The sequence below is a fragment of the Streptomyces carminius genome (assembly GCF_002794255.1).
Classification (GTDB): Bacteria; Actinomycetota; Actinomycetes; order Streptomycetales; family Streptomycetaceae; genus Streptomyces; species Streptomyces carminius.
Window position 1 is genome coordinate 60,841 of record NZ_PGGW01000005.1, and the last position, 26,117, is coordinate 86,957.

General features: G+C 73.5%; 20 protein-coding genes. 5 read left to right on the forward strand and 15 right to left on the reverse strand.

All coding sequences use genetic code 11. The annotated features are described in order from the left end of the window. Window positions 1–11: 11 nt before the first annotated feature. Both CUT44_RS00280 and CUT44_RS00285 read right to left on the reverse strand, forming a co-directional pair. On the reverse strand, window positions 12–689 hold the full coding sequence (locus tag CUT44_RS00280) for a ribonuclease HII (RefSeq protein ID WP_100200039.1): 678 nt from the start codon (window positions 687–689) through the stop codon (window positions 12–14). An 86-nt stretch (window positions 690–775) separates the two neighbouring features. Continuing rightward, entirely contained in the window at window positions 776–1,411 is a 636-nt protein-coding gene (locus CUT44_RS00285; protein WP_100200040.1) for a TetR/AcrR family transcriptional regulator, read from the reverse strand. A gap of 168 nt (window positions 1,412–1,579) precedes the next feature. On the opposite strand from CUT44_RS00285, the gene CUT44_RS00290 reads away from it, so the two are divergent. Then, a complete protein-coding gene (locus CUT44_RS00290) occupies window positions 1,580–3,136 on the forward strand; it encodes an MFS transporter (protein WP_100200041.1) in 1,557 nt (518 codons plus the stop codon). A gap of 135 nt (window positions 3,137–3,271) precedes the next feature. Here the strand turns inward: CUT44_RS00290 and CUT44_RS00295 are convergent, their stop codons facing one another. Next, window positions 3,272–4,000 carry a histidine phosphatase family protein gene (locus CUT44_RS00295; protein WP_100200042.1) on the reverse strand — a complete coding sequence of 243 codons (729 nt, stop codon included), beginning with the start codon at window positions 3,998–4,000 and terminating at the stop codon, window positions 3,272–3,274. A 106-nt stretch (window positions 4,001–4,106) separates the two neighbouring features. Beyond that, window positions 4,107–4,718 (reverse strand): YdbC family protein, encoded by a 612-nt coding sequence (locus tag CUT44_RS00300; RefSeq protein WP_100200043.1) that lies wholly within the window; start codon window positions 4,716–4,718, stop codon window positions 4,107–4,109. Window positions 4,719–4,975: 257 nt separating this feature from the next. Between CUT44_RS00300 and CUT44_RS00305 the strand changes: the two genes are divergently transcribed. After that, window positions 4,976–5,503, forward strand: a complete 528-nt coding sequence (locus CUT44_RS00305; RefSeq protein WP_100200044.1) for a TerD family protein — start codon at window positions 4,976–4,978, stop codon at window positions 5,501–5,503. Window positions 5,504–5,608: 105 nt separating this feature from the next. On the opposite strand, the gene CUT44_RS00310 is transcribed toward CUT44_RS00305, so the two are convergent. Continuing rightward, the gene (locus CUT44_RS00310; protein ID WP_100200045.1) at window positions 5,609–8,497 is read right to left on the reverse strand and encodes a vitamin B12-dependent ribonucleotide reductase; all 2,889 of its coding nucleotides are present in this window, start codon (window positions 8,495–8,497) and stop codon (window positions 5,609–5,611) included. Window positions 8,498–8,621: 124 nt separating this feature from the next. Next, complete coding sequence (gene nrdR / locus CUT44_RS00315; RefSeq protein ID WP_100200046.1) at window positions 8,622–9,230, reverse strand: transcriptional regulator NrdR; 609 nt, start codon at window positions 9,228–9,230, stop codon at window positions 8,622–8,624. 509 nt (window positions 9,231–9,739) lie between these two features. Here nrdR and lexA point away from each other — a divergent pair. After that, window positions 9,740–10,477, forward strand: a complete 738-nt coding sequence (lexA, locus tag CUT44_RS00320; RefSeq protein WP_408646690.1) for a transcriptional repressor LexA — start codon at window positions 9,740–9,742, stop codon at window positions 10,475–10,477. A 167-nt stretch (window positions 10,478–10,644) separates the two neighbouring features. Here the strand turns inward: lexA and CUT44_RS00325 are convergent, their stop codons facing one another. The 3 genes from CUT44_RS00325 to CUT44_RS33705 form a co-directional block, all read right to left on the reverse strand. After that, on the reverse strand, window positions 10,645–12,702 hold the full coding sequence (locus CUT44_RS00325) for an ATP-dependent DNA helicase (protein WP_100200048.1): 2,058 nt from the start codon (window positions 12,700–12,702) through the stop codon (window positions 10,645–10,647). A gap of 137 nt (window positions 12,703–12,839) precedes the next feature. After that, a complete protein-coding gene (locus CUT44_RS33700; RefSeq protein ID WP_100200049.1) occupies window positions 12,840–13,523 on the reverse strand; it encodes a GNAT family N-acetyltransferase in 684 nt (227 codons plus the stop codon). Then, window positions 13,523–15,553, reverse strand: a complete 2,031-nt coding sequence (locus tag CUT44_RS33705; protein WP_100200050.1) for an IucA/IucC family protein — start codon at window positions 15,551–15,553, stop codon at window positions 13,523–13,525. The genes CUT44_RS33700 and CUT44_RS33705 overlap by 1 nt, the downstream gene beginning before the upstream one ends. A gap of 270 nt (window positions 15,554–15,823) precedes the next feature. On the opposite strand from CUT44_RS33705, the gene CUT44_RS32920 reads away from it, so the two are divergent. Continuing rightward, window positions 15,824–17,062: a trypsin-like serine peptidase gene (locus tag CUT44_RS32920; protein ID WP_158239543.1), complete on the forward strand. Its 1,239-nt coding sequence runs from the start codon at window positions 15,824–15,826 to the stop codon at window positions 17,060–17,062. Window positions 17,063–17,203: 141 nt separating this feature from the next. Here the strand turns inward: CUT44_RS32920 and panD are convergent, their stop codons facing one another. Then, window positions 17,204–17,620 (reverse strand): aspartate 1-decarboxylase, encoded by a 417-nt coding sequence (gene panD, locus CUT44_RS00350; RefSeq protein ID WP_100200051.1) that lies wholly within the window; start codon window positions 17,618–17,620, stop codon window positions 17,204–17,206. Between the two features lie 499 nt (window positions 17,621–18,119). On the opposite strand from panD, the gene CUT44_RS00355 reads away from it, so the two are divergent. Continuing rightward, window positions 18,120–18,929, forward strand: coding sequence for a helix-turn-helix transcriptional regulator (locus CUT44_RS00355; protein ID WP_158239544.1), 810 nt, complete (start codon window positions 18,120–18,122; stop codon window positions 18,927–18,929). A 344-nt stretch (window positions 18,930–19,273) separates the two neighbouring features. Here the strand turns inward: CUT44_RS00355 and CUT44_RS00360 are convergent, their stop codons facing one another. The 5 genes from CUT44_RS00360 to dapF form a co-directional block, all read right to left on the reverse strand. Further along, on the reverse strand, window positions 19,274–19,951 hold the full coding sequence (locus CUT44_RS00360) for a response regulator (RefSeq protein ID WP_233221033.1): 678 nt from the start codon (window positions 19,949–19,951) through the stop codon (window positions 19,274–19,276). 21 nt (window positions 19,952–19,972) lie between these two features. Next, window positions 19,973–21,142: a sensor histidine kinase gene (locus CUT44_RS00365; RefSeq protein ID WP_100200053.1), complete on the reverse strand. Its 1,170-nt coding sequence runs from the start codon at window positions 21,140–21,142 to the stop codon at window positions 19,973–19,975. A 145-nt stretch (window positions 21,143–21,287) separates the two neighbouring features. Beyond that, window positions 21,288–22,787 (reverse strand): GTPase HflX, encoded by a 1,500-nt coding sequence (hflX, locus tag CUT44_RS00370; protein WP_100200054.1) that lies wholly within the window; start codon window positions 22,785–22,787, stop codon window positions 21,288–21,290. A gap of 164 nt (window positions 22,788–22,951) precedes the next feature. Continuing rightward, a complete protein-coding gene (locus CUT44_RS00375) occupies window positions 22,952–25,117 on the reverse strand; it encodes a RelA/SpoT family protein (protein WP_100200055.1) in 2,166 nt (721 codons plus the stop codon). An 82-nt stretch (window positions 25,118–25,199) separates the two neighbouring features. Then, window positions 25,200–26,102: a diaminopimelate epimerase gene (gene dapF, locus CUT44_RS00380; protein ID WP_100200056.1), complete on the reverse strand. Its 903-nt coding sequence runs from the start codon at window positions 26,100–26,102 to the stop codon at window positions 25,200–25,202. Window positions 26,103–26,117: the final 15 nt, after the last annotated feature.

Here is a 26,117-nt window from a genome sequence, read left to right on the forward strand (position 1 = left end):
CGCACCCCGGCTCAGAAGAGACCGGTCTGCTCGGTTCGTTCCATACGTGTCCGTTTCAGATGCCGCCAGCGCGGCAGTGCGTCCAGGTACGACCACGACAGCCGGTGGTGCGGGGTGGGCCCCAGTTCCGCCAGGGCGGCACGGTGGACGGGCGAGGGATAGCCGGCGTTGCGGTCGAAGGCGAAGGCCGCGCACTCGTCGCCCAGCCGTGCCATGAGGGCGTCGCGGCGCACCTTGGCGATCACGGAGGCGGCCGCCACGGCGACACAGGACCGATCGCCCTTGACCACCGTGCGGACCCGCCAGGGCGACCCCAGGTAGTCATGGCTGCCGTCGAGGATGACGGCGTCGGGGCGGACCGGCAGCGCCTCCAGCGCGCGCACGGCGGCGAGCCGGAGCGCGGCCGTCATGCCCAGTTCGTCGATCTCCCCGGGGGAGGCGTGGCCCAGGGCATGAGCGGTGACCCAGCCGGTCAGCACCCCGGCCAGTTCGGTCCGGCGACCGGGACTGATGAGCTTGGAGTCCGTGAGCCCCTCGGGCGGTCGCCGCAGACCGGTGACCGCCGCACAGACGGTGACGGGCCCGGCCCAGGCCCCGCGGCCGACCTCGTCGACCCCGGCGACGACCTTGGCCCCGGTGAGGGCCCGCAGGGAACGTTCGACGCGGTGGGTGGGAGGCTCGTACGGCATGGCGCCAGCCAGGTTACGCCCCTCCCGGCGGCGCGCGTCCCGCGGGGAGGGTACGCGCCGGACGGAGGACGGATCCCGCCCGCCCCTCAGCCGGTGCGCGGGCCGAGCAGCGGCATCATCACCCGATCGACGATCTCGGTGATGTCCGACTCCGCCACCGGGGCACCGGTCACCTTGTGGCGGTACAGCATCAGAGCCGGCATCACGTCCGCGACGAGGCACTCGCCCTCCTCGGCGTCGGGCCGGACCTCACCGCGCACGATGCCGCGTCGCACCACCTCGCCGATCATCCGCTTTCCCGGCTCCACCGCCCGGCCGAGGATGATCCCTATGAAACGCTCGGCCTCCGACCGGTCGCACTCGTCGATGAGGGCCCGCAGTGCGCAGCCGCCCGGGGAGTACATCGCCCGCAGCAGCCGTACGCCCAGCTCGATCAAGTCCTCACGCAGGCTGCCGCAGTCCGGCGGTCCCTCCGGATCCGGCAGGGTGGCCCGCAGCGCGTCGGCCACCAGATCACCCTTCGAGGACCAGCGGCGGTAGACGGCAGCCTTGCCGGTACGGGCCCGGGTGGCCACCCCCTCCATCGTCAGGCTCGTCCATCCGACGCTGCCCAGCTGTTCGAGAGCCGCGTCGAGGATCGCGCGCTCCAGCTCGGGACCGCGGCGGCGTGCGCCCGGTGCGCCCGTGCCCGTGTCCGTGTCCGTGTTGCGCGAAGTGGCCATGTCCGTCTCTCCGTTGATTCTCGATAGCCGCTCACCGTCCACCGGACCGCCGGCCGGTGGACGACCGCCACACCCTCTCAGTGAACGCTTGCGTTCACTGAGAGGGTCTTACTAGGGTGATACCCAGTGAACGGCCGCGTTCACTATTTATTCTTGGGGGAATCACCCGTGGCAACCTCTCAGTTGGTCACCGATCAACAGGAAAAGCAAGTATCAGAGCAGCGGAGACGGCGCGGAATCGCGCTGTTCGTGATCGCCGCCTGCCAGCTCATGGTGGTCCTCGACTCCACCATCGTGAACATCGCGCTCCCTCACGTCAGGGAAGCGCTCGGCTTCTCCACCACAGGTCTCTCCTGGGTGGTCACGTCCTACACCCTGACCTTCGGCGGTCTGCTGCTGCTCGGCGGCCGGGCCGGCGACATCCTCGGACGGCGCCGCGTCTTCATCGCCGGTGTCCTGCTGTTCGTCCTGGCCTCCCTGCTGGGCGGGCTGGCGCAGGAACCCTGGCAGCTGCTCCTGGCACGCGCCCTGCAGGGAGTGGGCGGCGCGATCGCCTCGCCGACCTCTCTCGCCCTCGTCGCCACCACCTTTCCGGAGGGGCCCGAGCGCAACCGCGCTTTCGGGGTGTTCGCAGCCGTCTCCGCGGGCGGCGGTGCCATCGGCCTGCTGATGGGCGGCATGCTCACCGAGTGGCTGAGCTGGCGGTGGGTGATGTTCGTCAACGTTCCCATCGGCATCCTGATCGCGGTGCTGGCGCCCGTGTACATCTCGAAGTCGCCGCGCCATCCGGGTCGCTTCGACCTCACCGGTGCGCTGACCTCCACCGCCGGCATGGCCTCCCTGGTGTACGGCTTCATCAGGGCGGCCGAGAAGGGCTGGCGCGACGAGATCACCCTCGGCGCCTTCGGCGCGGCCCTCGTCCTGCTGGCGGCGTTCGTGCTGAACGAGTCGAAGGTCTCCGACCCGATCACCCCCCTGCGGATGTTCACCGACCGGAACCGCTCGGGGACGTACCTGATCATGCTGAGCCTCGCCGCGGCGATGTTCGGGATGTTCTTCTTCATCGTGCTGTTCGTCCAGGACGTGCTGAACTACTCACCGATCGACGCGGGCCTGGCCTTCCTGCCGGTCACCGTCGCCATCGTGGTCGGGGCCGGGCTGTCACAGCGGCTGCTGCCGGTGCTCGGTCCCAAGCCGTTCGTGGTGACCGGCTCCTTCCTCGCCGGTGTCGGCATGGTGTGGCTGACGTTCACCGACCAGCACAGCAGCTACCTGGACGGCGTTCTGGTACCGATGCTGTTCTTCGGCTTCGGCATGGGGCTGAACTTCGTGACCCTGACCCTCACCGCGGTCTCCGGGATCGCCCAGCACGAGGCGGGTGCGGCCTCCGGCCTGCTCAACGCCACACAGCAGGTGGGCGGTTCGCTCGGCCTGGCCATCCTGATGACCGTCTTCGGCACCGCGAGCCGCGACGAGGCCGAGAAGCAGATACCCGACTTCATGGCCGGCGCCTCGCCGGAGCAGCAGGCGGAGTTCGCCCGCGCCCAGGAACTGCCCGGCCGCTGGGGCGACGCGGTGCTGACCCAGGGCATGTCCAGCGCCTTCATGGCGGCGGCCGCGCTGGTCGGGCTGGCCCTGCTCACCGCCCTGGTGGTGATACGGGTCCGCAGGAGTGATCTGGAGGCCCTCAGCGGGACGGCGGGCACGGGGGGACCGGCTGTCTGAACGCGGGGAGACCACGCGGACAGGAGAACCACGGAGCGGGAGGGGCGACCCCGGCCGGCTCGGCGCACGGCGCCGGCCCGTACCCTCCCGCTCCGGCCGCCGGCGGAGGGGCCAAGGCCACCGGCCGGAGCCCCTTCACCGGGACCGGCTCCGGCCGGGCCGCTCGTAGAAGCCGGACAGTCCGCGCCCCTCCATGGACTCCCCCACGTACGGCCCTCCGTACGACTCGGGTGTGGTCCAGCGCTCGAAGGGCCGGTCCAGGTGGTAGCGCCCGTCCGGCCCCAGCAACAGCATCCGGATCTCCCCGTTGCCCGGGTTGGACAGCGACTCGAACTCCGCGACCGTCCAGTGCAGCCACCGCATGCAGAACAGCCGCATGGTCAGCCCGTGGGTCACCAGCAGCACGTTCGGCGGGTGGTCGGGCAGGTCGAAGCTGCGCCACAGACTCTCCAGGAAGGCCCCGACCCGGTCGTAGACGTCCGCGCCGGACTCGCCCTGCGCGAAACGGTAGAAGAAGTGCCCGTACGCGTCACGCGACGCCTTCTGCCGCCGCACGTCCTCCCGGTCCTGCCAGTTCCCCCAGTCCTGCTCGCGCAGCCGGGGCTCCTCGCGCACCCGTACCCGTGTCGGGTCCAGGCGCAGGGCCCGGAAGGTCTGGTGGGTGCGGCGGTACGGCGAGACGTAGGCCGAGACCCGCTCGTCGCCGAAGATCTTCCGCAGCCGCTCGCCCGCCTCCTCGGCCTGCCGGATCCCCCGTTCGGTCAGGCCCAGGGCATGGTCGGGAAGACGTTCGTAGACCGAGTCGTCGTGGTTCCCCTCCGACTCACCGTGCCGGACCAGGACGATACGCCGGGGTCGTGCCATGCGCCCCAGCCTATGCGCTTCCCTCGCGAGTGGCCCAATCCGGTGGGAAGCGCCCCGGCCGGACCCGCCGTCCGGCCCCCGTGTCCGCTCCCCGGGGACCGGACGGTCAGACGGTCCACGCCGGCTCCAGGTCGATCACGTCCCCGGTGACCGCCGTGACGTCGGCTCCGAGCTGGGCACGCAGCGCCAGCCGCTCGATCCGCTCCGCACGGTACTTGCCGTGCTCCGCGGCCGAGTCCCACATCGACAGCACCATGAACTCGTCCTCGCTGTGCGCCTGGGCGAAGACTCCCCGCAGCATGCCGGGGGATCCGGCCATCGCCGGGTTCCACACCTTCTCCTGCATCAGGGTGTAGTGCTCGACGCGCTCCGGGCGCACCCTGCAGTGGGCGACGCGCAGCAGGTCGGCGTCCGTGAACCGGGGCTGGAACCCCACCTTCACGTCGAAGCGGTACTCGAAGAGGCGGACCTGGGCGTCCTTGTACGTACCGCTCTGCGCCGCCGCCAGCCGGTCGTGGGAGCGCGCCATGAACGAGTCGTAGAAGGCACGGCTCTCCCAGAAACCGAAGAGATGCGCCACCGCACCCGGCCGGGAACGGCCCCAGCCGCCGCCCTGCGCGCGGAAGCCGGGCTCGCCGAGCAGCCCCGCCCACTTCCGCTGCCCCCGCTCGAAGCCGCGTCGGTCGACCACCGTGCACCGCATCCACTTGACCAACACCGCGCCATCGTACGGCCATATCGATCGCTGATCGCACGGCTTGCGGCACGGGCGGCGGGCCCGCCCACCGACGCGGACCGGCGACTTCCGCCCGGCCCGGTCCGCCGCGCATGGCACCATGGACAAACGGCTTGAAGCTCCTGGCAGTTGGAGGCGCGGCGGGATGTCCGGCCGCGTTCCGCCGGTGGCTCGACTCCTGTCCGCGGCCGGGTGCGGACAGGTGCCGCGACAGCTCGGTACCAAGGAAGGGGAGCCTGGTGGGCAGTCTCAACAAGGGGGTCGAGAAGATCGAGGTGGCGCTCAGATGGGACCCCGGTCCCTCCGGCACGCCGCCGCACGACCTCGACATCATCGCCGGGGTCTACCCCGCGGACGCCCCGTACGGCGCCCCGGTGTACCTCGTGCACTTCGACCGGCGCTCGCCCGACGGCACCATCACCCTCAACCGGGACAGCAGGACCGGCCTGGGCTTCGGCGACGACGAGGTGATGGTCCTGGAGCTCAACCGGATGGCGTCCTCGTACTCCCGGGTGGTGGTGGGCGTGGCCGTCCAGCAGGGCGGCGGAGCGCTGACGTTCGGCGATGTGCGGAACACCCGGATCCGGATCTGCGAGGGATACACCGAGCTGGCCGGACACGACTTCTCCGCCGTCTCCGGGGCGACGGCCGCGACCGTCGCGGAGTTCACCCGGAATGCCTCGGGCGTCTGGGACTTCCGTGAGGACGTCCGCGGGTTCGACACCGATCCGGACTCCTTCGCACGGACGATGGGCGCTCCCTCCTGACGTGACGAGGCCCCGTCCGCCCCGGGAAAGGGGCGGACGGGGTGCCTGACGCACCGGAGGGTGCCGGCCCGTCGGCCGGCACCCTCCTTCCGTCCACCGGCGCCGTCAGCTGCAGCCGCTGGTCGAGCCGCAGCCCTCGCACAGGTAGCAGCTGCCCGCGCGGCGCATCTTGGTGCCGCAGGAGAAGCACAGCGGGGCGTCGGCGTTGAGGCCGAGCTGCATCTCCACCAGCTCGGTGGAGCTGTGGGCCTCCTTCGGAGCCGGGACCGGAGCCTGCGGCTCGGCGCCGGCGGTCCCGGCCGGCTGGGGGAGGCTCGTCTGCCGCGGCGCCGACTGGGCCAGTCCCTCGACGTCCAGCTCGTCGTCGGTCTGCTCGTAGGAGCCGGTCTCCAGGTGGCGCTGGCGCTCCTCGGCGGAGTGGATGCCCAGCGCCGAGCGGGTCTCGAAGGGCAGGAAGTCCAGTGCCAGCCGGCGGAAGATGTAGTCGACGATCGACTGGGCCATCCGCACGTCCGGGTCGTCCGTCATGCCGGCCGGCTCGAAGCGCATGTTGGTGAACTTGGCGACGTACGTCTCCAGCGGCACACCGTACTGCAGCCCCACCGAGACGGCGATGGAGAAGGCGTCCATCATGCCCGCGAGGGTCGAGCCCTGCTTGGACATCTTCAGGAAGACCTCGCCCAGGCCGTCGTCCGGGTAGGAGTTGGCGGTCATGTAGCCCTCGGCGCCACCGACGGTGAAGGAGGTGGTGATGCCGGGGCGGCCCTTGGGCAGCCGCTTGCGCACCGGGCGGTACTCGACGACCTTCTCCGCCTCGGCGCCCTGCTCCCCGGCGCCCTTGGCGGTGTCCCTGTCCCCCTTCTTCTTGGCGGACAGCGGCTGGCCGACCTTGCAGTTGTCGCGGTAGATCGCCAGCGCCTTCAGGCCGAGTTTCCAGCCCTGGAAGTAGATCTCCTCGACTTCCTCGACGGTGGCCGACTCCGGCATGTTGACGGTCTTGGAGATGGCACCGGACAGGAACGGCTGGGCGGCGGCCATCATCCGCACATGTCCCATCGGGGAGATGGAGCGCTCACCCATGGCGCAGTCGAAGACCTCGTAGTGCTCCGGCCTCAGCCCCGGGGCGTCCACGACGTTGCCGTGCTCGGCGATGTGCTCGACGATCGCCTCGACCTGCTCGGGCTGGTAGCCCAGGCGCTTGAGCGCCTTGGGGACGGTGTTGTTGACGATCTGCATGGAGCCGCCGCCGACCAGCTTCTTGAACTTGACCAGGGCCAGGTCGGGCTCGATGCCGGTGGTGTCGCAGTCCATCATCAGACCGATGGTGCCGGTGGGGGCGAGGACGGACGCCTGGGCGTTGCGGAAGCCGTTCTTCCTGCCCAGCCGCAGCACGTCCTGCCAGGCCTCGGTGGCCGCGGTCCACACCGGGGTGTCCAGGTCGTCCACGCGCTTGGCGTCGGCGTTGGCGTCGGCGTGCTGGCGCATCACCCGCTGGTGGGCGTCGGCGTTGCGGGCGTAGCCCTCGTACGGGCCGACGACGGCGGCCAGTTCGGCCGAGCGGCGGTAGGAGGTGCCGGTCATCAGGGAGGTGACCGCACCGGCCAGCGCGCGGCCGCCGTCGGAGTCGTAGGCGTGCCCGGTGGCCATCAGCAGGGCGCCGAGGTTGGCGTAGCCGATGCCGAGCTGGCGGAAGGCGCGGGTGGTCTCGCCGATCTTCTGGGTGGGGAAGTCGGCGAAGCAGATGGAGATGTCCATCGCCGTGATGACCAGCTCGACGACTGCTGCGAAGCGCACGGCGTCGAAGGCCTGGTTGCCCTTGCCGTCGTCGTGCAGGAACTTCATCAGGTTCAGCGAGGCCAGGTTGCACGAGGAGTTGTCCAGGTGCATGTACTCGCTGCAGGGGTTGGAGGCGGTGATGCGGCCGCTCTCCGGCGAGGTGTGCCAGTGGTTGATGGTGTCGTCGTACTGGATGCCGGGGTCGGCGCAGACCCAGGCGGCCTCGGCCATCTTCCGGAACAGCGCCCTGGCCTCGACCTCCTCGATGGTCTCACCGGTCATCCGGGCGCGCAGACCGAACTTCGCGCCCTTCTCCACGGCCTTCATGAAGGCGTCGTTGACGCGCACGGAGTTGTTGGCGTTCTGGTACTGGACGGAGGTGATGTCGTCGCCGCCCAGGTCCATGTCGAAGCCCGCGTCGCGCAGGGCGCGGATCTTCTCCTCCTCCTTGACCTTGGTCTCGATGAACGCCTCGACGTCGGGGTGGTCCACGTCCAGGACGACCATCTTGGCCGCGCGGCGGGTGGCGCCGCCGGACTTGATCGTCCCGGCGGAGGCGTCGGCGCCCCGCATGAAGGAGACCGGACCGGAGGCGTTGCCGCCGGAGGAGAGCAGTTCCTTGGAGGAGCGGATGCGCGAGAGGTTCAGACCCGCGCCGGAGCCACCCTTGAAGATCATCCCCTCTTCCTTGTACCAGTCGAGGATCGACTCCATGGAGTCGTCGACGGAGAGGATGAAGCAGGCCGAGACCTGCTGGGGCTGGGCGGTGCCGACGTTGAACCACACCGGGGAGTTGAACGAGAACACCTGGTGCAGCACGGCGTAGGCCAGCTCGTGCTCGAAGATCTCGGCGTCGGCCGGGGAGGCGAAGTAGCCGTGCTTCTCCCCCGCGGCGCGGTAGGTCTTCACCACCCGGTCGATCAGCTGCCTCAGGCTGGTCTCGCGCTGGGGTGTGCCCAGGGCGCCGCGGAAGTACTTGCTGGTGACGATGTTGGCGGCGTTCACCGACCAGAAGTCGGGGAACTCCACGCCGCGCTGCTCGAAGTTGACCGAGCCGTCACGCCAGTTGGTCATGACGACGTCACGGCGCTCCCAGACCACCTCGTCGTACGGGTGCACCCCCGCGGTGGTGTGGATGCGCTCGATCCGCAGCCCCTTGCCGGCCTTGCTCCCCCTGGACCTGGAGCCTCGCGCCGGCTCGCTCGTCGTCTCTGTCATTCCCGCCTCCCTGTACACAGGCATAACGCCCTGGCGCACCCGGACCATCCCGGGTGCGGTGTTCCGTATCGATGGCCGGAGCGCGCCGGTCTCCCCGGCGGCCCGGCAGTCCGTGTGGGGCCGCTCAGTCCCTGGCGGCCGACGGGACGGGCCCGGCGACGGGGCCTCCGTCGCCCCCGTCGCCGCTGCCGTCTCCCAAGTCCCCGGTTTCCCCCGTGTCCCGGCCGTTTCCGGCACAGCACGGGCCTCTCACCGCTCCGTCCGGGGGTCCGTCCCCGCGCTCCCCGGACCTCGTCCGGCGCAGTTCGGCGATCGCGGCCTCGAAGTCCTCCAGCGAGTCGAACGCCTGGTAGACCGACGCGAAGCGCAGATAGGCCACCAGGTCCAGTTCACGCAGCGGTCCGAGTATGGCCAGACCGACATCGTGCGTGGACAGCTCGGCGCTCCCGGTGGCGCGCACCGCCTCCTCGACGCGCTGCCCCAGCTGGGCCAGCGCGTCCTCGGTGACCGGGCGCCCCTGGCACGCCTTGCGCACCCCGGCGATCACCTTGTCCCGGCTGAAGGGCTCGGTGACGCCGCTCCTCTTGATCACCATCAGTGACGCGTTCTCCACCGTGGTGAAGCGCCGGGAGCAGTGCTGGCACTGGCGGCGCCGGCGGATGGCGGTGCCGTCGTCGGTGGTCCGGCTGTCGACGACGCGGCTGTCGGGGTGCCGGCAGAAGGGGCAGTGCATCGTTCCCACCCTCCTTCACCCTCGCTGGCGCGTTGTGAGCACCACGAACGTCACGGCCGTCACTGACACCACAGGCACCATGAACGGCACGACCGCCACGAACGCAGCATGGACAAGCTTTCGAGTGCCCCTCGCAAGGCCCTCGAAGCGGCCACCAGCATAGGTGATGCCCCGGTCTGCCAGACCCGGTGGACCACAACTTCTGGGTGACTGGCGACTATCTAACCACTACATCTGGGGTCTGACCGACGGACACGCCGCACGCTCCGGAATCCCCGGGGCGGCAAACGTACGAGAGGGTACCGTAGTGATCGACGGCAGCTTCCGGCTCATACACCCGCCCCATTGGTCACGTCAGCTAATCTGCGAAATTTCACTCGAACGTGTGTTTGGCGCAACCTTTCGAAAGCACCTACCGTTGTCCAGCTAGGGAGAACCGCTCGAGAGGGGCCGACGTGACCACCGCAGCAGAGGGCGCCACCATCGCCGCACGGGACCGAGCCGATCATGTGCACGGAGCAAACGCCGCGCCGGGCCGGCCCGGCGCGGCGGACGATTCGGAGACGCCCAAGCCCGGCCGGGCGCTGCCCGGCCGTCCACCGGGAATCCGCGCCGACAGCTCCGGCCTGACAGAACGGCAGCGCCGGGTCATCGAGGTCATCCGCGACTCGGTGCAGCGCCGCGGCTACCCGCCGTCGATGCGGGAGATCGGGCAGGCCGTCGGTCTGTCCTCCACCTCCTCCGTCGCCCACCAGCTGATGGCGCTGGAGCGCAAGGGCTTCCTGCGGCGCGACCCGCACCGGCCGCGCGCGTACGAGGTGCGCGCCTCGGACGCGCCCACCAGCCAGACCACCGACACCACCGGCAAGCCCGCCGCCTCCTACGTCCCCCTGGTGGGCCGGATCGCGGCCGGCGGCCCGATCCTGGCCGAGGAGTCCGTCGAGGACGTCTTCCCGCTGCCCCGTCAGCTCGTCGGGGACGGCGAGCTGTTCGTGCTCAAGGTGGTCGGCGACTCGATGGTCGAGGCGGCGATCTGCGACGGCGACTGGGTGACGGTGCGCCGCCAGCCGGTCGCGGAGAACGGCGACATCGTCGCGGCCATGCTCGACGGCGAGGCGACCGTCAAGCGCTTCAAGCGCGAGGACGGGCATGTGTGGCTGCTCCCCCACAACTCCGCCTACCAGCCGATCCCCGGTGACGAGGCCACCATCCTGGGCAAGGTCGTCGCGGTGCTGCGGCGCGTCTGAGACTGCCGGAAGGACGTGCCCCGGGACCACTCGCCGGTCCCGGGGCCCATCCGTGTCCGCGCAGGGCGTCCCACCGCGCGCCGCGTCACCCCCGGCAGGAAAGCCGCCGCCCGCCTTCATCGCTCAGCCCCGGCGGCGTCACCCCGCCGCCCCGTCATGCCGCCCCGTCACGCCGTCCCGGCGGCGGCGTCGATGGCGGCCAGCGAGCGGCGCACCTGGTTGCGGTCGGTGGTGTACCAGAAGTCGGGCATCGAGGCCCGCAGAAAGCTTCCGTACCGTGCCCGGGCCAGCCGCGGATCCAGCACCGCCACCACACCCCGGTCCCCCGTCGCCCGCACCAGCCGGCCCGCCCCCTGTGCCATCAGCAGCGCCGCGTGGGTGGCCGCGACCGCCATGAAGCCGTTGCCGCCCGCCTCCTCCACCGCCTTCTGCCGGGCACTCATCAGCGGGTCGTCGGGACGCGGGAACGGGATGCGGTCCATCACCACCAGCTGGCAGTTCGGCCCGGGTACGTCCACCCCCTGCCACAGCGACAGCGTCCCGAACAGGCAGGTCCGGGCGTCCGCGGCGAACCGGCGGATCAGCTCGCCCAGCGTCTCCTCGCCCTGCAGCAGGATCGGCACCTCCAGCGTCCCGCGCAGTTCCTCGGCGGCGGCCTGCGCGGCCCGCATCGAGGAGAACAGTCCCAGGGTGCGCCCGCCCGCGGCCTGGACCAGCTCGCCCAGTTCCTCCAGCATGTCGCCGCGGCTGCCCTCCCGGCCGGGCGGGGCGAGATGCTGGGCGACATAGAGGATGCCCTGCCTGCGGTAGTCGAAGGGCGACCCGACGTCCAGCCCCCGCCAGCGGGGAACGGTGTCACCGGTGCCGCCGGTGTCCTCGGTGGCACCGGCGTCCCCGCTCTCCTCCCGGCCGCTCTCTCCCCCGGTCCCCCCGGCGGCGGAATCCCCGGCCGCGAGGCGCCCCTCCGAGGTCAGCCCCAGCGAGGCGCCCACCCCGTCGAAGTCCCCTCCGAGCTTGAGGGTGGCGGAGGTCAGGACCACCGCCCGGTCCTCGAACAGCTTCTCCCGCAGCAGCCCGGAGACCGCCAGCGGGGCGACCCGCAGCGAGGCACCGTAGCGGTCGTGGCGCTCGTACCAGACGACGTCGAACTCCGAGCCCGCCAGGATGCGCTCCGCGACCTGGTGGACGCTCTCCACGGACGCCAGGGCCTGCTTGCGGACCGCGTCCTCGTCCTGGACGGACCGGTCGCGGGTGTTGCCCAGCGCGGTGATCACAGCCCGGGCCGCGTCACGCAGTGCCGCCAGGGCGTACCCCAGGTCCTCGGGGATCTCCTCCAGGCGCCCCGGCAGGGCCAGCTCCATCAGCCGCTCGAAACCCTCCGACGCGGTCTGGAGGCGGTCGGCGTCCTTCTCGTCGACCAGCTTGGCCGCCCGGCGCACCGCGCGGCTCACCCCGCCCGCGGTCAGCTCGCCGGTGGCCACCCCGGTGACCCGGGAGACCAGTTCGTGCGCCTCGTCGACGATCAGTACCTCGTGCCCGGGAAGCACCGGCGCGCCCTCGATGGCGTCGATGGCCAGCAGCGCGTGGTTGGTGACGATCACCTCGGCGAGCTTGGCCCGCTCCCGGGCCGCCTCCGCGAAGCACTCGGCGCCGTAGGCGCACCGGGTGGCCCCCAGGCACTCCCGGGAGGAGACCGAGACCTGTGCCCAGGCGCGGTCGGAGACGCCCGGGGTGAGGCCGTCGCGGTCGCCGGTGTCGGTCTCGTCCGCCCAGTCCCGCAGCCGCAGCAGGTCCTTGCCCAGCCGGCTGGTGGGCGCGGCGGCCTCGAAGGGATCGAACAGGCCGTCCTCGTCGTCCTGCGGCACCCCCTCGTGGAGGCGGTGCAGGCACAGGTAGTTGGAGCGGCCCTTGAGCATGGCGAACTCGGGACGGCGGCGCAGCAGCGGATGCAGGGCGTCGACCGTGCGCGGCAGATCCCGCTCGACCAGCTGCCGCTGCAGGGCGAGCGTCGCGGTCGCGATCACGGTGCGCTCGCCGTGCGCCAGGGCGGGCACCAGATAGCCCAGCGACTTGCCGGTGCCGGTGCCCGCCTGGACCAGCAGGTGGGTGTTGTCGTCGATGGCCTCGGCCACGGCCTCGGCCATGGCGACCTGGCCGGGGCGCTCCGTGCCGCCGACGGCGGTGACGGCGGCATGGAGGAGATCGGTGAGGGCGAGCTTGGTCATAGGGCTGCCACCTTACGCGGCGGCGCCGACAGCCGTGTCCCGTATCGCCCGGCGCACCCGGACGGGACCGCGGGCCGGCCGGCGGGCCGTAAGGCGGGATGTCCCGGGGCCGGCTGCGCCACGGTCCGCGGCACGGCTCACCGGGCGGTCCGCGGGACGTCGCGCGGACTCCGGTCCCGGACCATCAGGGCGGCGCGCTTGCCCGGCAGTTCCACCTCGGCGGCCGGCCGGAAGCCGGCCCCGAGGAAGGCCGCGACGGACCGGACGTTGCGCAGGTCGGGCTCGGCCACGACGCGCTCGCACCGCGGCCGGTGCGCCAGGACCAGGTCCGCCACCGCGCGCAGCAGGACGGTGCCCAGGCCGCGCCCCCGGTCCGCCGCACCGCCGATCAGCAGATGCAGACCGGTGTCGTGCGGGCGCACCGCGCAGTACCGGGCCAGCGGGTCCAGGTCGGCCCGGTAGATCTCCCAGTAGCTCATGGGGACGCCGGAGAGCACCCCCAGGCAGGGCACGCTGCGGCCGTCCCCGCCCAGCTGGGCGCGCAGATGGGCGGCGACGGCCGCGCCGGGACCGGCCAGCCCCCAGAAGGCCGCCACGGCGGGGTCGTTCATCCAGCCCGTGATCAGCCGCAGATCGCGGTCGGGCCGGACGGGGACCAGCCGGAAGACCCCGGCGGTCGTACGGGCCGGCCGCCATCCGGCGATGTCGCCGAGCGGACCCGGCCGCGCCGGGGGGACCGCCGGGGCGGCCGGCGGGACCGCGCGCGGCGGCGTGCCGGGGGCCGGGCGGCCGGTGGCCACGGCGGTGCGCCCGGCCCGCATCAGGGCCTCACCAGGGGGTTGGCGACGGTCACGTAGACGGACTGGGTGTCCACCGGGCCGACCAGTTCGTCCAGGCCGTGCAGCCGGGTGAGGAGGTTGGCCTTGCACCGCAGGGTCGGCGAGTCCAGCAGCAGGGCGGGCAGCGGCGACCGGCGGCCGCCGCCGGCGGGGCGGTCGGCCGCGGCGAGGAAGTGGCGCAGCGCCGCGAGCAGCGTCCGCTCGTCGGCCAGGTGCTGGGAGCCGAACGCGCCGATCAGCCCCAGCACGTTGTTGACGCCCAGGTAGTAGGCGAAGCGCTCGTCCACGACCTCGTCGGCGACGAAGGTGTCGCCGGCCTCCCCGGCGCCCGGCAGCCGCCGCCGCAGCTCCTCGCGGCGGGAGGCCCGGAAGTAGTAGCCCTGGTTGTCGCGGTAGCGCCCGCCCGCCGGCCAGCCGTCGCCGTCCAGCAGGACCACGGTGTTCTGCTGGTGGGCCTCCAGGGCCACGCCCGCCTCGGCGTCCAGCCACAGCACGGGACGCACCACGGTGTGGAGGTAGCGCAGGAACCACTCGGCGGCGATGGTGGCGACCGGCCGCCCGGTGCGGGCCGCGAGGGAGACGACGGCGTCGGCGAGCCGGGAGCGCAGCGCGCCGTCCGGCGCGCCGGGCCACGGCCGCGGTGAGACGAGCCCGGCCAGGCACACCGCCTCCCCGGGGACGCCGCCGGAGGTGAACGGATTGTGGCGGATGACGACGTCCAGTCCGCCGACGGGCTCCCCCCGTTCGTCGTCGACGGCCAGCCAGGCGGGATCGCGCACGACGTCGAACCCGTACCGGCCGGGAAAGGCGGCGCGCCAGCGCTCGCCCAGGCCGGTGCGGAGCAGCCGGTGCGCCTCGACGCCCCGGTGCAGCTCCTTGCGGAGGTTCTCCCGGCGGGAGTTGGTGATCCGCAGCCCCAGTGACAGCTTCAGCATGGCGGGGGTGCCGGGCCGGTGGACGGTGCGCACGGACGAGGTCGGGTACCACCGCCCGCCGTGGGCCCCCAGCTCGTGCAGCAGCCCCGCCTCCAGCAGCGCGGCGACGGCGGGGCGGTGCCGCAGCTCGCGGGCCTGCCAGGGATGCAGCGGCAGCGGGACGGTGCCCTCCGGCCGCCGCGGCCCCTGCCCTCCGCCGCCGGCCAGCCGGCCGGCGAGCAGTTCGGCGGGTACGGTCCGGCCGCGCTCGGTCCAGGCGGAGTCGGCGGCCAGGATCCGGCGGTCGACTGCCATCCAGTGCAGCGGGAAGGAGCCGCGCAGCTCCGGGGACCAGGCCCGCGTCTCGGCGTCGGAGAGTCCCTCGCGGCTCTTGGGCACCGGGTGCAGGGGGTGGCCCAGGAGCAGGGACTGCTCGCCCTCCAGGAACGGGTCCGTGCCGGGCGGTGGCTCGGGCCGGGCCCGGCGGTCGGCGAGGAAGACGGCGGTGTGCCGCAGCGAGTCGGCGACCCGGCCGACCAGTTCCACGGTGCCCGCCACCGCGGTGCCCGGCGCCACGGCGCCGCGGTGCGCGGCCTCCCGTGCCAGCAGGGCGGCCAGCGTCACGGCGTCGAGGGGGACCGTACGGGAGACGCCGGGGGGCATGGCGCCCTCCAGGACGGGCGCGCCGAAGCGGTGCCATCCGGTGGCGGACCAGTGCCTCACCGGCACCCGCAGCACCAGACCGCAGGAGGCCAGGGCGATACGGAGGACCGTCCCGCCGGACCCGCCGGACCGGCCCGACCAGCCGGGACCGCCCGGCCGCGGCAGCCCGTTCTCGCGCACCCAGCAGCGCAGCAGGTTCTCGCGGGCCGCGGCGTCGGCGGCCCGCACCGGGTCGGGGTGCTCCAGCGGGTCGTCGGCGGCCGGGTGCGGCGGTACGGCTGGCCCGGGTGCCGCCGTGCCTGTCCCGTCCCCCGGCGGCGGTACGGCCGGCCCGTCGCCGCGCTGCTGCTGCCGGGGGACGGGCGGGCCGGGAACCGCGGGCCGTTCCCGTGTCTCCCCCGTCGTCCTCCCGTCCGGGCCGGGGCATGCGTTCAAGGAAGTCTCCCTGGGGTGAAGGCACCGCACCGGTGCGTGGTCGTCCGGTTCCCCGCGGCGCGGCGCGGGGCGCCGCGGCTCTGCCCGTACCAACGACGCCGCTCCTGCCTGATCACGGTTCCGGCGCGAGATCCCCGCGCCGTCATGGAACCGGAACCGGGGACCCGGCGGCCGCCGTCCACAGCAGCACCGGCATAGTGGGGCCCGTCCCGCTCTGCGGGATCATGACAAACCAATACGCACAAGCGCTTTTCGGGGGGATTCGCGTCCATGTCAGCTGTGAGCAGAAGGCGGTCCGCACTGGCCGCCGCCGCGGTGGCCGCGGTCCTGGCCACCGCCGCCACCGCGTGCGGTCCGGCGGACGAGGAGGCCGGCGCCCGGCCCGGCGCCTCCGCGCCGGACGAGGGCGGCACCGAGGTTCCCGGCGTCGAGGTTCCCGGCGTCGACGGCCTGCGGCTGCCGGAGAGGCTGCCCGACGCCCTGAAGGACTTCGACCCCGAGAAGTGGAAGAACGGGGAGTGGCGGGACTGGGACAGGGACCGCTGGGTCCGGGAGGCCAAGGACTTCGTCAATCCGATCATCGAGGGCCTGTGGGACCCGGACCGGATGAAGGACGCCGAGGAGAACGACCGCCGGGTCGACGACTCCGGCATCGGCGACGGCGGCAGCGGCGGCGGCGGCGAGGGCGACGAGGGCGTCACCGACCCGGAGCCGCAGCCGGTGGCGGCCGAGCCGGTGGCGGCGCCGTACCGGGAGAAAGCCCCGGCCGTGGGCAAGGTGTTCATGGACACCCCCAAGGGCCCCATGGTCTGCTCCGGCACCGTCGTGCGGGACCCCCGCAGCCCCGGGAAGTCCAATCTCGTCGCCACCGCCGGCCACTGCGTCCACGCCGGGAAGGACGGCGGCTGGTTCCGCAACATCGTCTTCGTGCCCGCGTACAACGACGGGGCCCTGGATCTCGCCGGGCTGGAGAAGGCGTCCCAGCGCGAGGTCGCGCCGCACGGCGTGTACTGGGCCACCTGGAGCCAGACCACCGACCACTGGATCGCCGGCGGCGCCGAGACGGGCGGGGCGGGCGCCTCACAGGACTTCGCCGTGCTGCGGGTGGAGCCCGAGAAGGGCGGCGGCAGGTCGCTGGAGGAGACCGTCGGCACCGCCCTGCCGGTCGACTTCGAGACTCCCTCCACGGCCTCCCTCCCCGCGCTGCGGGCGTACGGCTACCCCGCCGCGCCGCCCTTCGACGGGCTCACCATGCACACCTGCGAGGACCGGCCGGGACGGCTGACCATCGGTCCCGCGGAGTCCACGATGTACCGCATCGGCTGCACCATGACCGGCGGTTCATCCGGCGGCGGCTGGTTCGCCCGGACGTCCTCCGGCGAGCCCGTGCTGGTCTCGGTCACCTCCATCGGCACCCTCGACCACACCTGGCTGGCCGGTCCGCGGCTCGGGGACGAGGCCAGGGCCGTCCACGAGGCGGTCAGCGAGAGGCCCGCGGGCCGGAGCTGACGGCCGGGGCCACGGGCCGGACGCCGCCTGACACCGCCGAACGGCACTGCGCGGGCCCCGCCACCTCCCTCGTCCGGGAGTGACGGGGCCCGCACCGTCCGCGTACGGCCGGCCGAGGCGGGAAAGGCCGCGGGAGGCCGGTCAGACCAGCGCCATCGGACTGCGCCGGGTGTCGCCGCCGGGCACCGGCTCGGACGGGTCGCCGCCCAGGTCCACGATGCGGTTGTCCGCGTCGACGTGGACGACCCGGGGCCGGAAGGCCCGGGCCTCGGCGTCCTCCAGCTGCGCGTAGCTGATGAGGATGACCAGGTCGCCGGGGTGGACGAGGTGCGCGGCGGCGCCGTTGATCCCTATCACCCCGGAGCCGCGCTTCCCCTCGATGACATAGGTCTCCAGGCGGGCGCCGTTGGTGATGTCGACGATGTGCACCAGTTCCCCGGGCAGCAGGTCGGCGGCCTCCATGAGGTCCGCGTCGACCGTGACGGACCCCACGTAGTGGAGGTCCGCCTCGGTGACCGTGGCACGGTGGATCTTCGACTTGAACATGGTACGGAGCACGAGGGCCCTCCCGGATATTGGCTCCCTGCCTGCTTTCTCGCAGGTCAAGTGCGGTTTCCACACCCTACAACGAATCGTGTGCGCGGCAGCTTCCCTGGCTTTCCCCGGCTTTCCCAGGTTTCCCAGGTTTCCCAGGTCGTCCGCCGCCCGTGCCGCCCGGCGGGCAGTGCCCCGGCCCCCCGCGCGGACGGGACCAGGGTACGCACCGTCCCGGCACGGCCCCACCGGGAGATCCATCACCCGGGCCGGGTCCGGCATCCCGCGCACACCCCGTGTCAACCCCCCTGAAGAGGGGGGTGCCCCGGCCTCCCCACCTTCCTTGACACCCACCGGGCACCCCGCGAGCATTCACATGACCCGCGCAAGGATAAACCTCACCCACTCCCGGAATTCGGCAACAACCGGAACAAACCATGCGCACTTCGGCCGCCAGAGCCGCAGGGACCTGACCAGAAGCCTGTGGGCGTGCCGGATGGACCACATGAGGGGGGATCACTCCATGGGCAGCCCCACGCGTGCCGCCTGCGTCTGCACCCTGGGAAGTCCGCGGACTCCCGGCCACGCGCCGGACGAGTTCCCCGGCCGTCACCAGTCGGCCGTCACCCAGTTCTCCGGGGTGACACGCGCGCTGGGGACGGCCGCCGCCGCCAGAGGAGGTGGCATGGTCCCCGCCTCCGCGGAGCACATCGACGAGGTCTTCACCGCGCTGGCCGCGACCGCCCGCCTCGAACTGCTCGAGGTGCGGCCCGAGCCGTCCCGCTCCGGCGGGACGACCGCCCCGCGCACCGTACGGCACCGGGTGATCGTCGCCCCCCGGACGGCGTCCGGCACCGCCGCACCGGCCGGGCGGGACACCGAGACCCGGACCGCGGAACTGCTTCCCGTCCGTATCGCGGTCGGCGACCGGGAGGCGCTGGCCGTGGCCGTCCGGCTGACGGAGGACACCGGTTTCCTGCTCGCCGACCACCGCTCCGGCGCCGCGGCGGAGGTCGCGGCCCGGTTCCTGGACGACTGGTGGCCCCGCGCCCGTCCCTGCGCCCCGGACACCGCCGCCGCGGCGAACCGGGCGATAGCCGAGTCCCCGACCGAGGCCGCCGTGATCGCCGGGCTCGCACAGGGCCTCACCGACGAGAGCGTCGCCCGCCGGGTCGGCGTCACCCCGCGCACCGTACGCCGCCATGTGGCGGCCGTGTCCGCGCGCTTCGGGGTCTCCTCGCGCCTGCAGCTCGGCATCCTGATCGGCCGGACCGCGGGGAGCGCGGCCACCGCCCCGGCCGGCTGCCCGGAGCCGGCGCCCGGGTGCGGGTAGGCAGGGCAGCAGCCGGATGTCCAGGGCACCGGCCCCGGTGGCCGGTCCCGGCCGGCCCGGCTCGTACGGCACCCGGCCGTGGCCCGGACTGCCCCGGCCGGTCGACGGCGACGCGGCCCGGGACATGTTCCGTACCGGCGCAGGTTGACCGCGTCGCGGCGGCTGATGTGGCTCGTCGGCCCGCCGCCGGATGCCGCCGGCCCGGTCGTCGGTTCGTCGGGGCCGTGCAGGCGGAACAGCGCGACGGGCTGCGCGGGGGGACGTGCGCCTCCTGCCCGGAGCGGCGGCCGGGCCGGACGGTGCCCTCCGGGCACCCTGGAACGGCCGCGGCCGGTGGCGGACCGTCAGTCCCCGGCGGGACCGATACCGTCCTCGCGCAGCCGCGAGGCGAGGTCGGTCTTGGTGTAGGCGGGGCGTCCCGCCCGCCGGTACTTGTCCTTGACCCGGTCCAGGTAGTACTTGGCGGTGTGCGGGCTGACGCCCACGCGCCGGGCCGTGGCCTTGAGGGTGAGCCCGGAGGCGTAGCCGCGCAGCACCTCGAGTTCCTTCGGGGACAGCCGGGGGCGGTCCGGTCCCGTGTCGTGGGCCCAGGCGAAGGCGAGTTCCGGGGAGTGCGCGGTGCCGCCCGCGGCCACCGTCTCGACGGCCTCTACGAGGGTCTCCAGCTCGTTGTCCTTGGTGAGGTAGCCGTCGGCGCCGGCCCGGACGGCGGCGATGACACGGGGACGGTCGGCCACGGTGCTGATGATCAGTACCCGGCTGCCGGTCTCCCGCAGCCGGCGGATGTTGTCGGCGGGATCCGAGCCGTCCTTGAGCAGCAGGTCGAGGAGGACGACATCGGCGGGCGGCCGCGCGTCCGGCCCGCTCCGCGCCGCGAGCAGGTCGCCGACCGTGGCCGCCGTCGCCACCAGACTCAGCCGCGGGGTACCGGCCAGCCAGGAGCGCAGGCCCTCCAGGAGCATCCGGTCGTCGTCGACCACCGCCACGCCGATCGGCTCCGCCTTCTCCGCCGTCTCCGTCACCCCGGCCGCCCGGTCACCCGGTCACCCGGGCCAGCGCAGTTCGACGCGGGTGCCCTCGCCGGGCTCGCTGTCGACCTCGGCCGCCCCGCCGGTACCGCGTATCCGGGCGTGTATGGAACCGCGCAGCCCCAGCCCGGCCCCCCCGGCGGTCGCGGCCGGGTCGAACCCGGCACCCCGGTCCACGACGGTCACCAGCAGATGGCCGTCGTCGCCGGCGGCGGTGAGATAGGCCCGGCCGGTACCGGAGTGCCGCAGGACGTTGTTGAGCGCCTCCCGGACGGCGTCGCCGAAGGCTGCCGCGACATCGGGCGGCACGGCGGGCAGATCGTGGTACTGGGCGGTGACGCGCAGACCCAGTTCCTCGGCGTCGCGCACGGCGCACTCCAGGGCGGTGCCCACCTCGGGCCGCGGGGCCGCCGGGTCGCCGGGGCTCTGCTGGACCAGCCGGCGCAGGTAGGCGGCCTCCCGGGCGCAGCGGCGGCGCACCTCGGGGGAGTTGGCGTCGACGGTGCCGTGGGCGATGGTCGTCAGGGTGGCCAGCACCGTGTCGTGGAGGGCCCGGTAGTGGGCGATCCGCTCGGCGTACCGGGCGCGCTGCGCCTCGGCCAGTACCGCCTGTTCGGTGGCGGCGTCCAGCATCCTGCCCTGCCGGCGGAGGTACCACCACAGGATCCGGGCGATGACCGCCGAGAACACCACCGCGTTGAGGTGGCCGCCGGTCACGGCCATTTCGGCGCCGACCATCCGGTAGCCGGTGGCGTGGGTGAGGGCGATGAGCAGGACCGCGCCGACGGCCGTCCAGCGGCGGAGGGCCACCGCGGCCACCGCGCTCGCCGAGCCGCCGAGCACCATGGTCCAGGCGATCGACGGTGCCTCCCGGGCGCCCGCCCAGGCGTACGCCGCGAAGGGCAGGGCGCAGCCCGTGAGGAGCACGTCGAGGGCGACGGTCCACGGGACGAACCGGCCGCGGGAGTACGCGGTGCCGTGCACGAGCACGCTGGTGGACACCGCGGTGACCAGCAGCGCCCATGCGGCGGGCCGGTGGTCGTGGTGCTGGGCGACGGCGGCGACGCCCACCGCGAGATGGCTGGCCCGGTAGAGCAGGGTGGCCAGCCCCAGGAACGCCTGCGCCCGCTGTAAGCCCGAGCCGACGGCCGCCCCACCGCCCCCGTGCGTGTCCCCGCCCCCCATGACTCCTCCGCTGCCTCCTCCGCGGACGGCCGTCCGCCCCCGAGGGGGCCGGAGGGGGATCGTACCAACGGTGCCCGGCCGGGGCCGGTACGGCGGAAGGCGCGCGCCCCGGACGGGACGCGCGCCTTCCGGAGCGGGCCGTGGTTCAGCCGCGGGCCTGGGCCGTGACGTACGCGCCGAGCTCGGCCGCCAGCTCCGCGTGGACCCGGGCCTTCAGCAGGGTGCCGCCCCCGGTGTGCTCCTCGGAGAGCACCTCGCCCTCGGCGTGCGCCCGGGAGACCAGGTCGCCGCGGGTGTAGGGCACCAGTGCCGCCAGCTCCACGCCCGGGCGCGGCAGCTTCTCGTCGATCAGCTCCAGCAGCTCGCCGATGCCCCGGCCGGTGCGGGCCGAGACCGCGACGGCGCCCTTCTCGGCGCGCAGCAGCCGGGCCAGGACCAGCGGATCGGCCGCGTCCGCCTTGTTGACCACCACGATCTCGGGCACGTCGGTCGCGCCCACGTCCCGGATCACCTCGCGCACGGCGGCCAGCTGCTCCTCCGGCGCCGGGTGCGAGCCGTCGACCACATGGAGGATCAGGTCGGCGTCACCGACCTCCTCCATGGTGGAGCGGAACGCCTCGACGAGATGGTGCGGCAGGTGCCGTACGAAGCCGACGGTGTCCGCCAGGGTGTACGCGCGCCCACCGGGCGTCTCGGCGCGGCGCACCGTCGGGTCGAGGGTGGCGAACAGCGCGTTCTCCACCAGGACGCCCGCGCCCGTGAGCCGGTTGAGCAGGGAGGACTTCCCGGCGTTGGTGTATCCGGCGATGGCCACCGAGGGCACCTTGTTGCGGCGCCGCTCCTGCCGTTTGATCTCGCGGCCGGTCTTCATGTCCGCGATCTCCCGGCGCATCTTCGCCATCTTCTCGCGGATCCGCCGCCGGTCCGTCTCGATCTTGGTCTCACCGGGGCCTCGGGTGGCCATGCCGCCCCCCGAGGAACCGGAGCCGCCACCGCCCATCTGCCGGGACAGCGACTGGCCCCAGCCGCGCAGCCTGGGCAGCATGTACTGCATCTGGGCGAGCGCGACCTGCGCCTTGCCCTCCCGGGACTTGGCGTGCTGGGCGAAGATGTCGAGGATCAGGGCGGTGCGGTCCACCACCTTGACCTTGACGACGTCCTCCAGGTGGATCAGCTGGCCGGGGCTGAGCTCACCGTCGCACACGACGGTGTCGGCCGCCGTCTCCAGCACGATGTCGCGCAGTTCCTGCGCCTTGCCGGAGCCGATGTAGGTGGCCGGGTCGGGCTTGTCGCGGCGCTGGATCACCCCGTCGAGGACGACCGCGCCCGCGGTCTCGGCCAGGGCGGCGAGCTCCGCGAGGGAGTTCTCGGCGTCCTGTGCCGTGCCGGAGGTCCACACGCCCACGAGCACCACGCGCTCCAGCCGCAGCTGCCGGTACTCGACCTCGGTGATGTCCTGGAGCTCGGTGGACAGCCCCGCGACCCGGCGGAGGGCGGCGCGTTCGGCGCGGTCGTACTGGTCGCCGTCACGCTCGCCGTCGGTCCCGGGAGTCCAGGCGACGTCCTCCTCCATCAGGGCGTCGGCTCGGCGGTACGACTCGGCGGTGCGCTGGCCGTTCTGCGGAAGGGAGGAAGAGGAGGTCAATTGCGTCCTTACGGTCGTGGAAGCGGGGACACCGGCGACAACGCGCGGCGCCTCCGGGGCATTCCCGGGAGCCTCGGGCGAGGCCCGGCCGCCGGCCCCGGAGCGATCGGCTCCGGAGCGTGTCCGGCTCCATGATGGTGACACGGCCCGGCCGGGCCGTCACCTCATTTGGACGGCGCTTCCCCGCCCCGGGACGGGCGCCGGCCGCGGGTGGCCCGTACCACGTCGTAGACGCCGGGCACCTCCCGCATGGCGCGCATCAGCCGGGGCAGGTCGCCGGCCTCGGGCAGTTCGAGGGTGTACTTGTGCCGCACCCGCTGCTCCCGCGGAGGCTCGACGGCGGCCGAGACCACGGCGACGCCCTCGCCGGCGATGGCCTCGGTGAGGTCGGCGAGCAGATGCGGGCGGCTCAGCGACTCCGCGTACAGCGTCACCCGGCAGCCCGCGCCGGAGGCCTGCCAGCGCACGGGCACTGTCGTGCGCCCGCCCGCGGTCATCCGGGCGACGGTGGGGCAGTTCTCCCGGTGCGCGGTCACCGCGCCGCCGCGTACCGCGAAACCCACCACGTCGTCGGGCGGCACGGGGGTGCAACAGCGGGCCAGCCGTACGGGCGCCCCGCCCGGCGCGGCGACGGCCGCCGGCCGCTCGCGGTGCCGATCCCGCGTGCCGGACACGGCGCCGTCCCCGCCCCGGCACACGTCCCGGCCCGCCGTCCGGGCACCGGGCACCGGGGACGGCCGGCCCGTCCCGTCCGCGCGGTCCGCCCGCCCGTCCTCCTCCGGCCTGGAGTCGATCCAGGTGCGGATGGCGATCCGCGCGGTGGGCGTACGGGCGTACTCCAGCCACTGGGGGGAGGGTCCGGAGGTGCCCGCGGGGGCCATCAGCAGCTGGATCGCGTCGCCGTCGCGCAGCACGGTGCCCAGCGCGGTCAGCCGGCCGTCCACCCGGGCCCCGACCAGGGCGTGCCCGGCCGCCCCGTAGCGGGCGTAGGCGGCGTCCACACAGGTGGCCCCGGCGGGCAGATGGAGGGTGGCCACGGGGGTGGTGCTGCCCGGGTCGGTGCAGAAGACGGTGATCTCGCGGTCCTGGGCGAGGTCGTCGCGCAGCTCGTCCCAGAAGGTGTCCGGGTCGGGGGCGTGGCTCTGCCACTCCAGCAGCCGCTCCAGCCAGCCGGGGCGGGTGGGGTCGACGCGCTCGGCGTCCCCGGCGGCCGCCCCCGCCCCGTCCCGGTCGGCGCCGGGGGCGTGGTGCGGGTCGCCGAGCGCGATCACCCCGGCCTCGGCGACCCGGTGCATCCGGCGGGTGCGGACCAGGACCTCGGCCACCCGTCCGGCCGGGTCGGCGACGGCGGTGTGCAGCGACTGGTAGAGGTTGAACTTGGGGACCGCGATGAAGTCCTTGAACTCCGACATCAGCGGGGTGAAGCAGGTGTGCAGCTCGCCCAGGACCGCGTAGCAGTCCGCGTTCTCCGCGACCAGGATCAGCAGCCGCCCGAAGTCGCAGGGCCCCAGCCCGCCGCGCTTGGCCAGGGCCCGGTGGACGGAGAGGAAGTGCCGCGGCCGGATGTGGACCTCGGCGGCGATGCCCGCCTCGCGCAGCACGCCCCGCACGGCCTCGGCGATCCCGTCGAGCGGGTCGGGTTCCGCGTTGTGCGCGCGGATCAGCTCCCGGGTGCGGGTGTACTCCTCGGGGTGGAGGATGGCGAAGACCAGGTCCTCCAGCTCGGTCTTGAGCGCCTGCACCCCCAGCCGCTCGGCCAGCGGGATCAGCACGTCACGGGTGACCTTGGCGATGCGGGCCTGCTTCTCGGGCCGCATCACGCCGAGGGTGCGCATGTTGTGCAGCCGGTCGGCGAGCTTGATCGACATGACCCGGACGTCGCTGCCGGTGGCGACCAGCATCTTGCGGAAGGTCTCCGGCTCGGCGGCGGCGCCGTAGTCCACCTTCTCCAGTTTGGTGACGCCGTCGACGAGGTAGCTCACCTCCTCGCCGAACTCCTCGCGCACCTGCTCCAGCGTCACCTCGGTGTCCTCCACGGTGTCGTGCAGCAGGGAGGCGGTCAGGGTGGTGGTCTCGGCGCCGAGTTCGGCCAGGATCAGGGTGACGGCGAGCGGGTGGGTGATGTACGGCTCGCCGCTCTTGCGCGTCTGGCCCCGGTGCGAGGACTCCGCCAGGACGTACGCGCGGCGCAGGATGTCGAGATCGGCGCCGGGGTGGTGGGCGCGGTGGGCCTTGGCGAGGTGCTCGATGGCGTGCGGGAGGGCGTGGCGGGGCGAGGGCCCCAGGAGGGCCGCACGGCCGAGCTTGCGAAGGCTCCGTACTGCGCTCAAGGCACCTCCCACGGCGTCGGGGGGTCGATCCTACCTACCTCACCGGGTGTCCCGCGCCGTCTCCCGTCCCCAGTGGCCGGGATCACCCGTTCGGGACACCGGCCCCCGGGGAGGCGGTGAGCAGCGCGGGATCGACGGTGCCCTCGGCGACGATCACGGCGGGACCGGTCATCTCGATGCCGCCGTCCGCGTGCTCGGTGATCACCAGCCGTCCGCCGGGGACGTCGACGGTGTAGGTGACCGGGACACCGTCGGCGGCCGGATCGGCGCCGTCGCGGCGGGCGGCGGCGACCATCACGGCGCAGGCGCCCGTACCGCAGGAACGGGTCTCGCCGGAGCCGCGCTCGTGCACCCGCAGGGCGACGTGGCGCGGGCCGCGGTCGACGACGAACTCGACGTTGACGCCCTCGGGGTAGGCGGCGGCCGGGGTGACGGCCGGGGCGGTGCGCAGGTCGCCCGCGTGCGCCAGGTCCGCGACGAAGGCGACGGCGTGCGGATTGCCCATGTTGACGTTGCGGGCGGGCCAGGTGCGCCCGCCGACGGCGACGGTGACGGACGGCTCCGGTCCGGCGGGCAGCCGCGCGGCGCCCATGCGGACGGTGACGTCGCCGTCCTTGGCCAGGTGCACCCGGCGCACACCCGCCCGGGTGGCGACCGCGAGCTCCCCCGCCTCCGCCAGCCCGGCCCGCGCCAGGTGGCGGGCGAAGACCCGCACGCCGTTGCCGCACATCTCGGCGACGCTGCCGTCGGCGTTGCGGTAGTCCATGAACCACTCGGCCTCGCCGGCCATCGCCCGCGCCTCGGGGTGGGCGGCCGAGCGCACCACGCGCAGCAGTCCGTCGCCGCCGATCCCGGCGCGCCGGTCGCACAGCCGGGCCACGGCCGCGGCGGGCAGGTCCAGTGCCCCGTCCGGGTCGGGGATGATCACGAAGTCGTTCTCGGTGCCGTGTCCCTTGAGGAACCGCACGGGTGCCGCGCTGCTCACGGTGCCATCCTACGG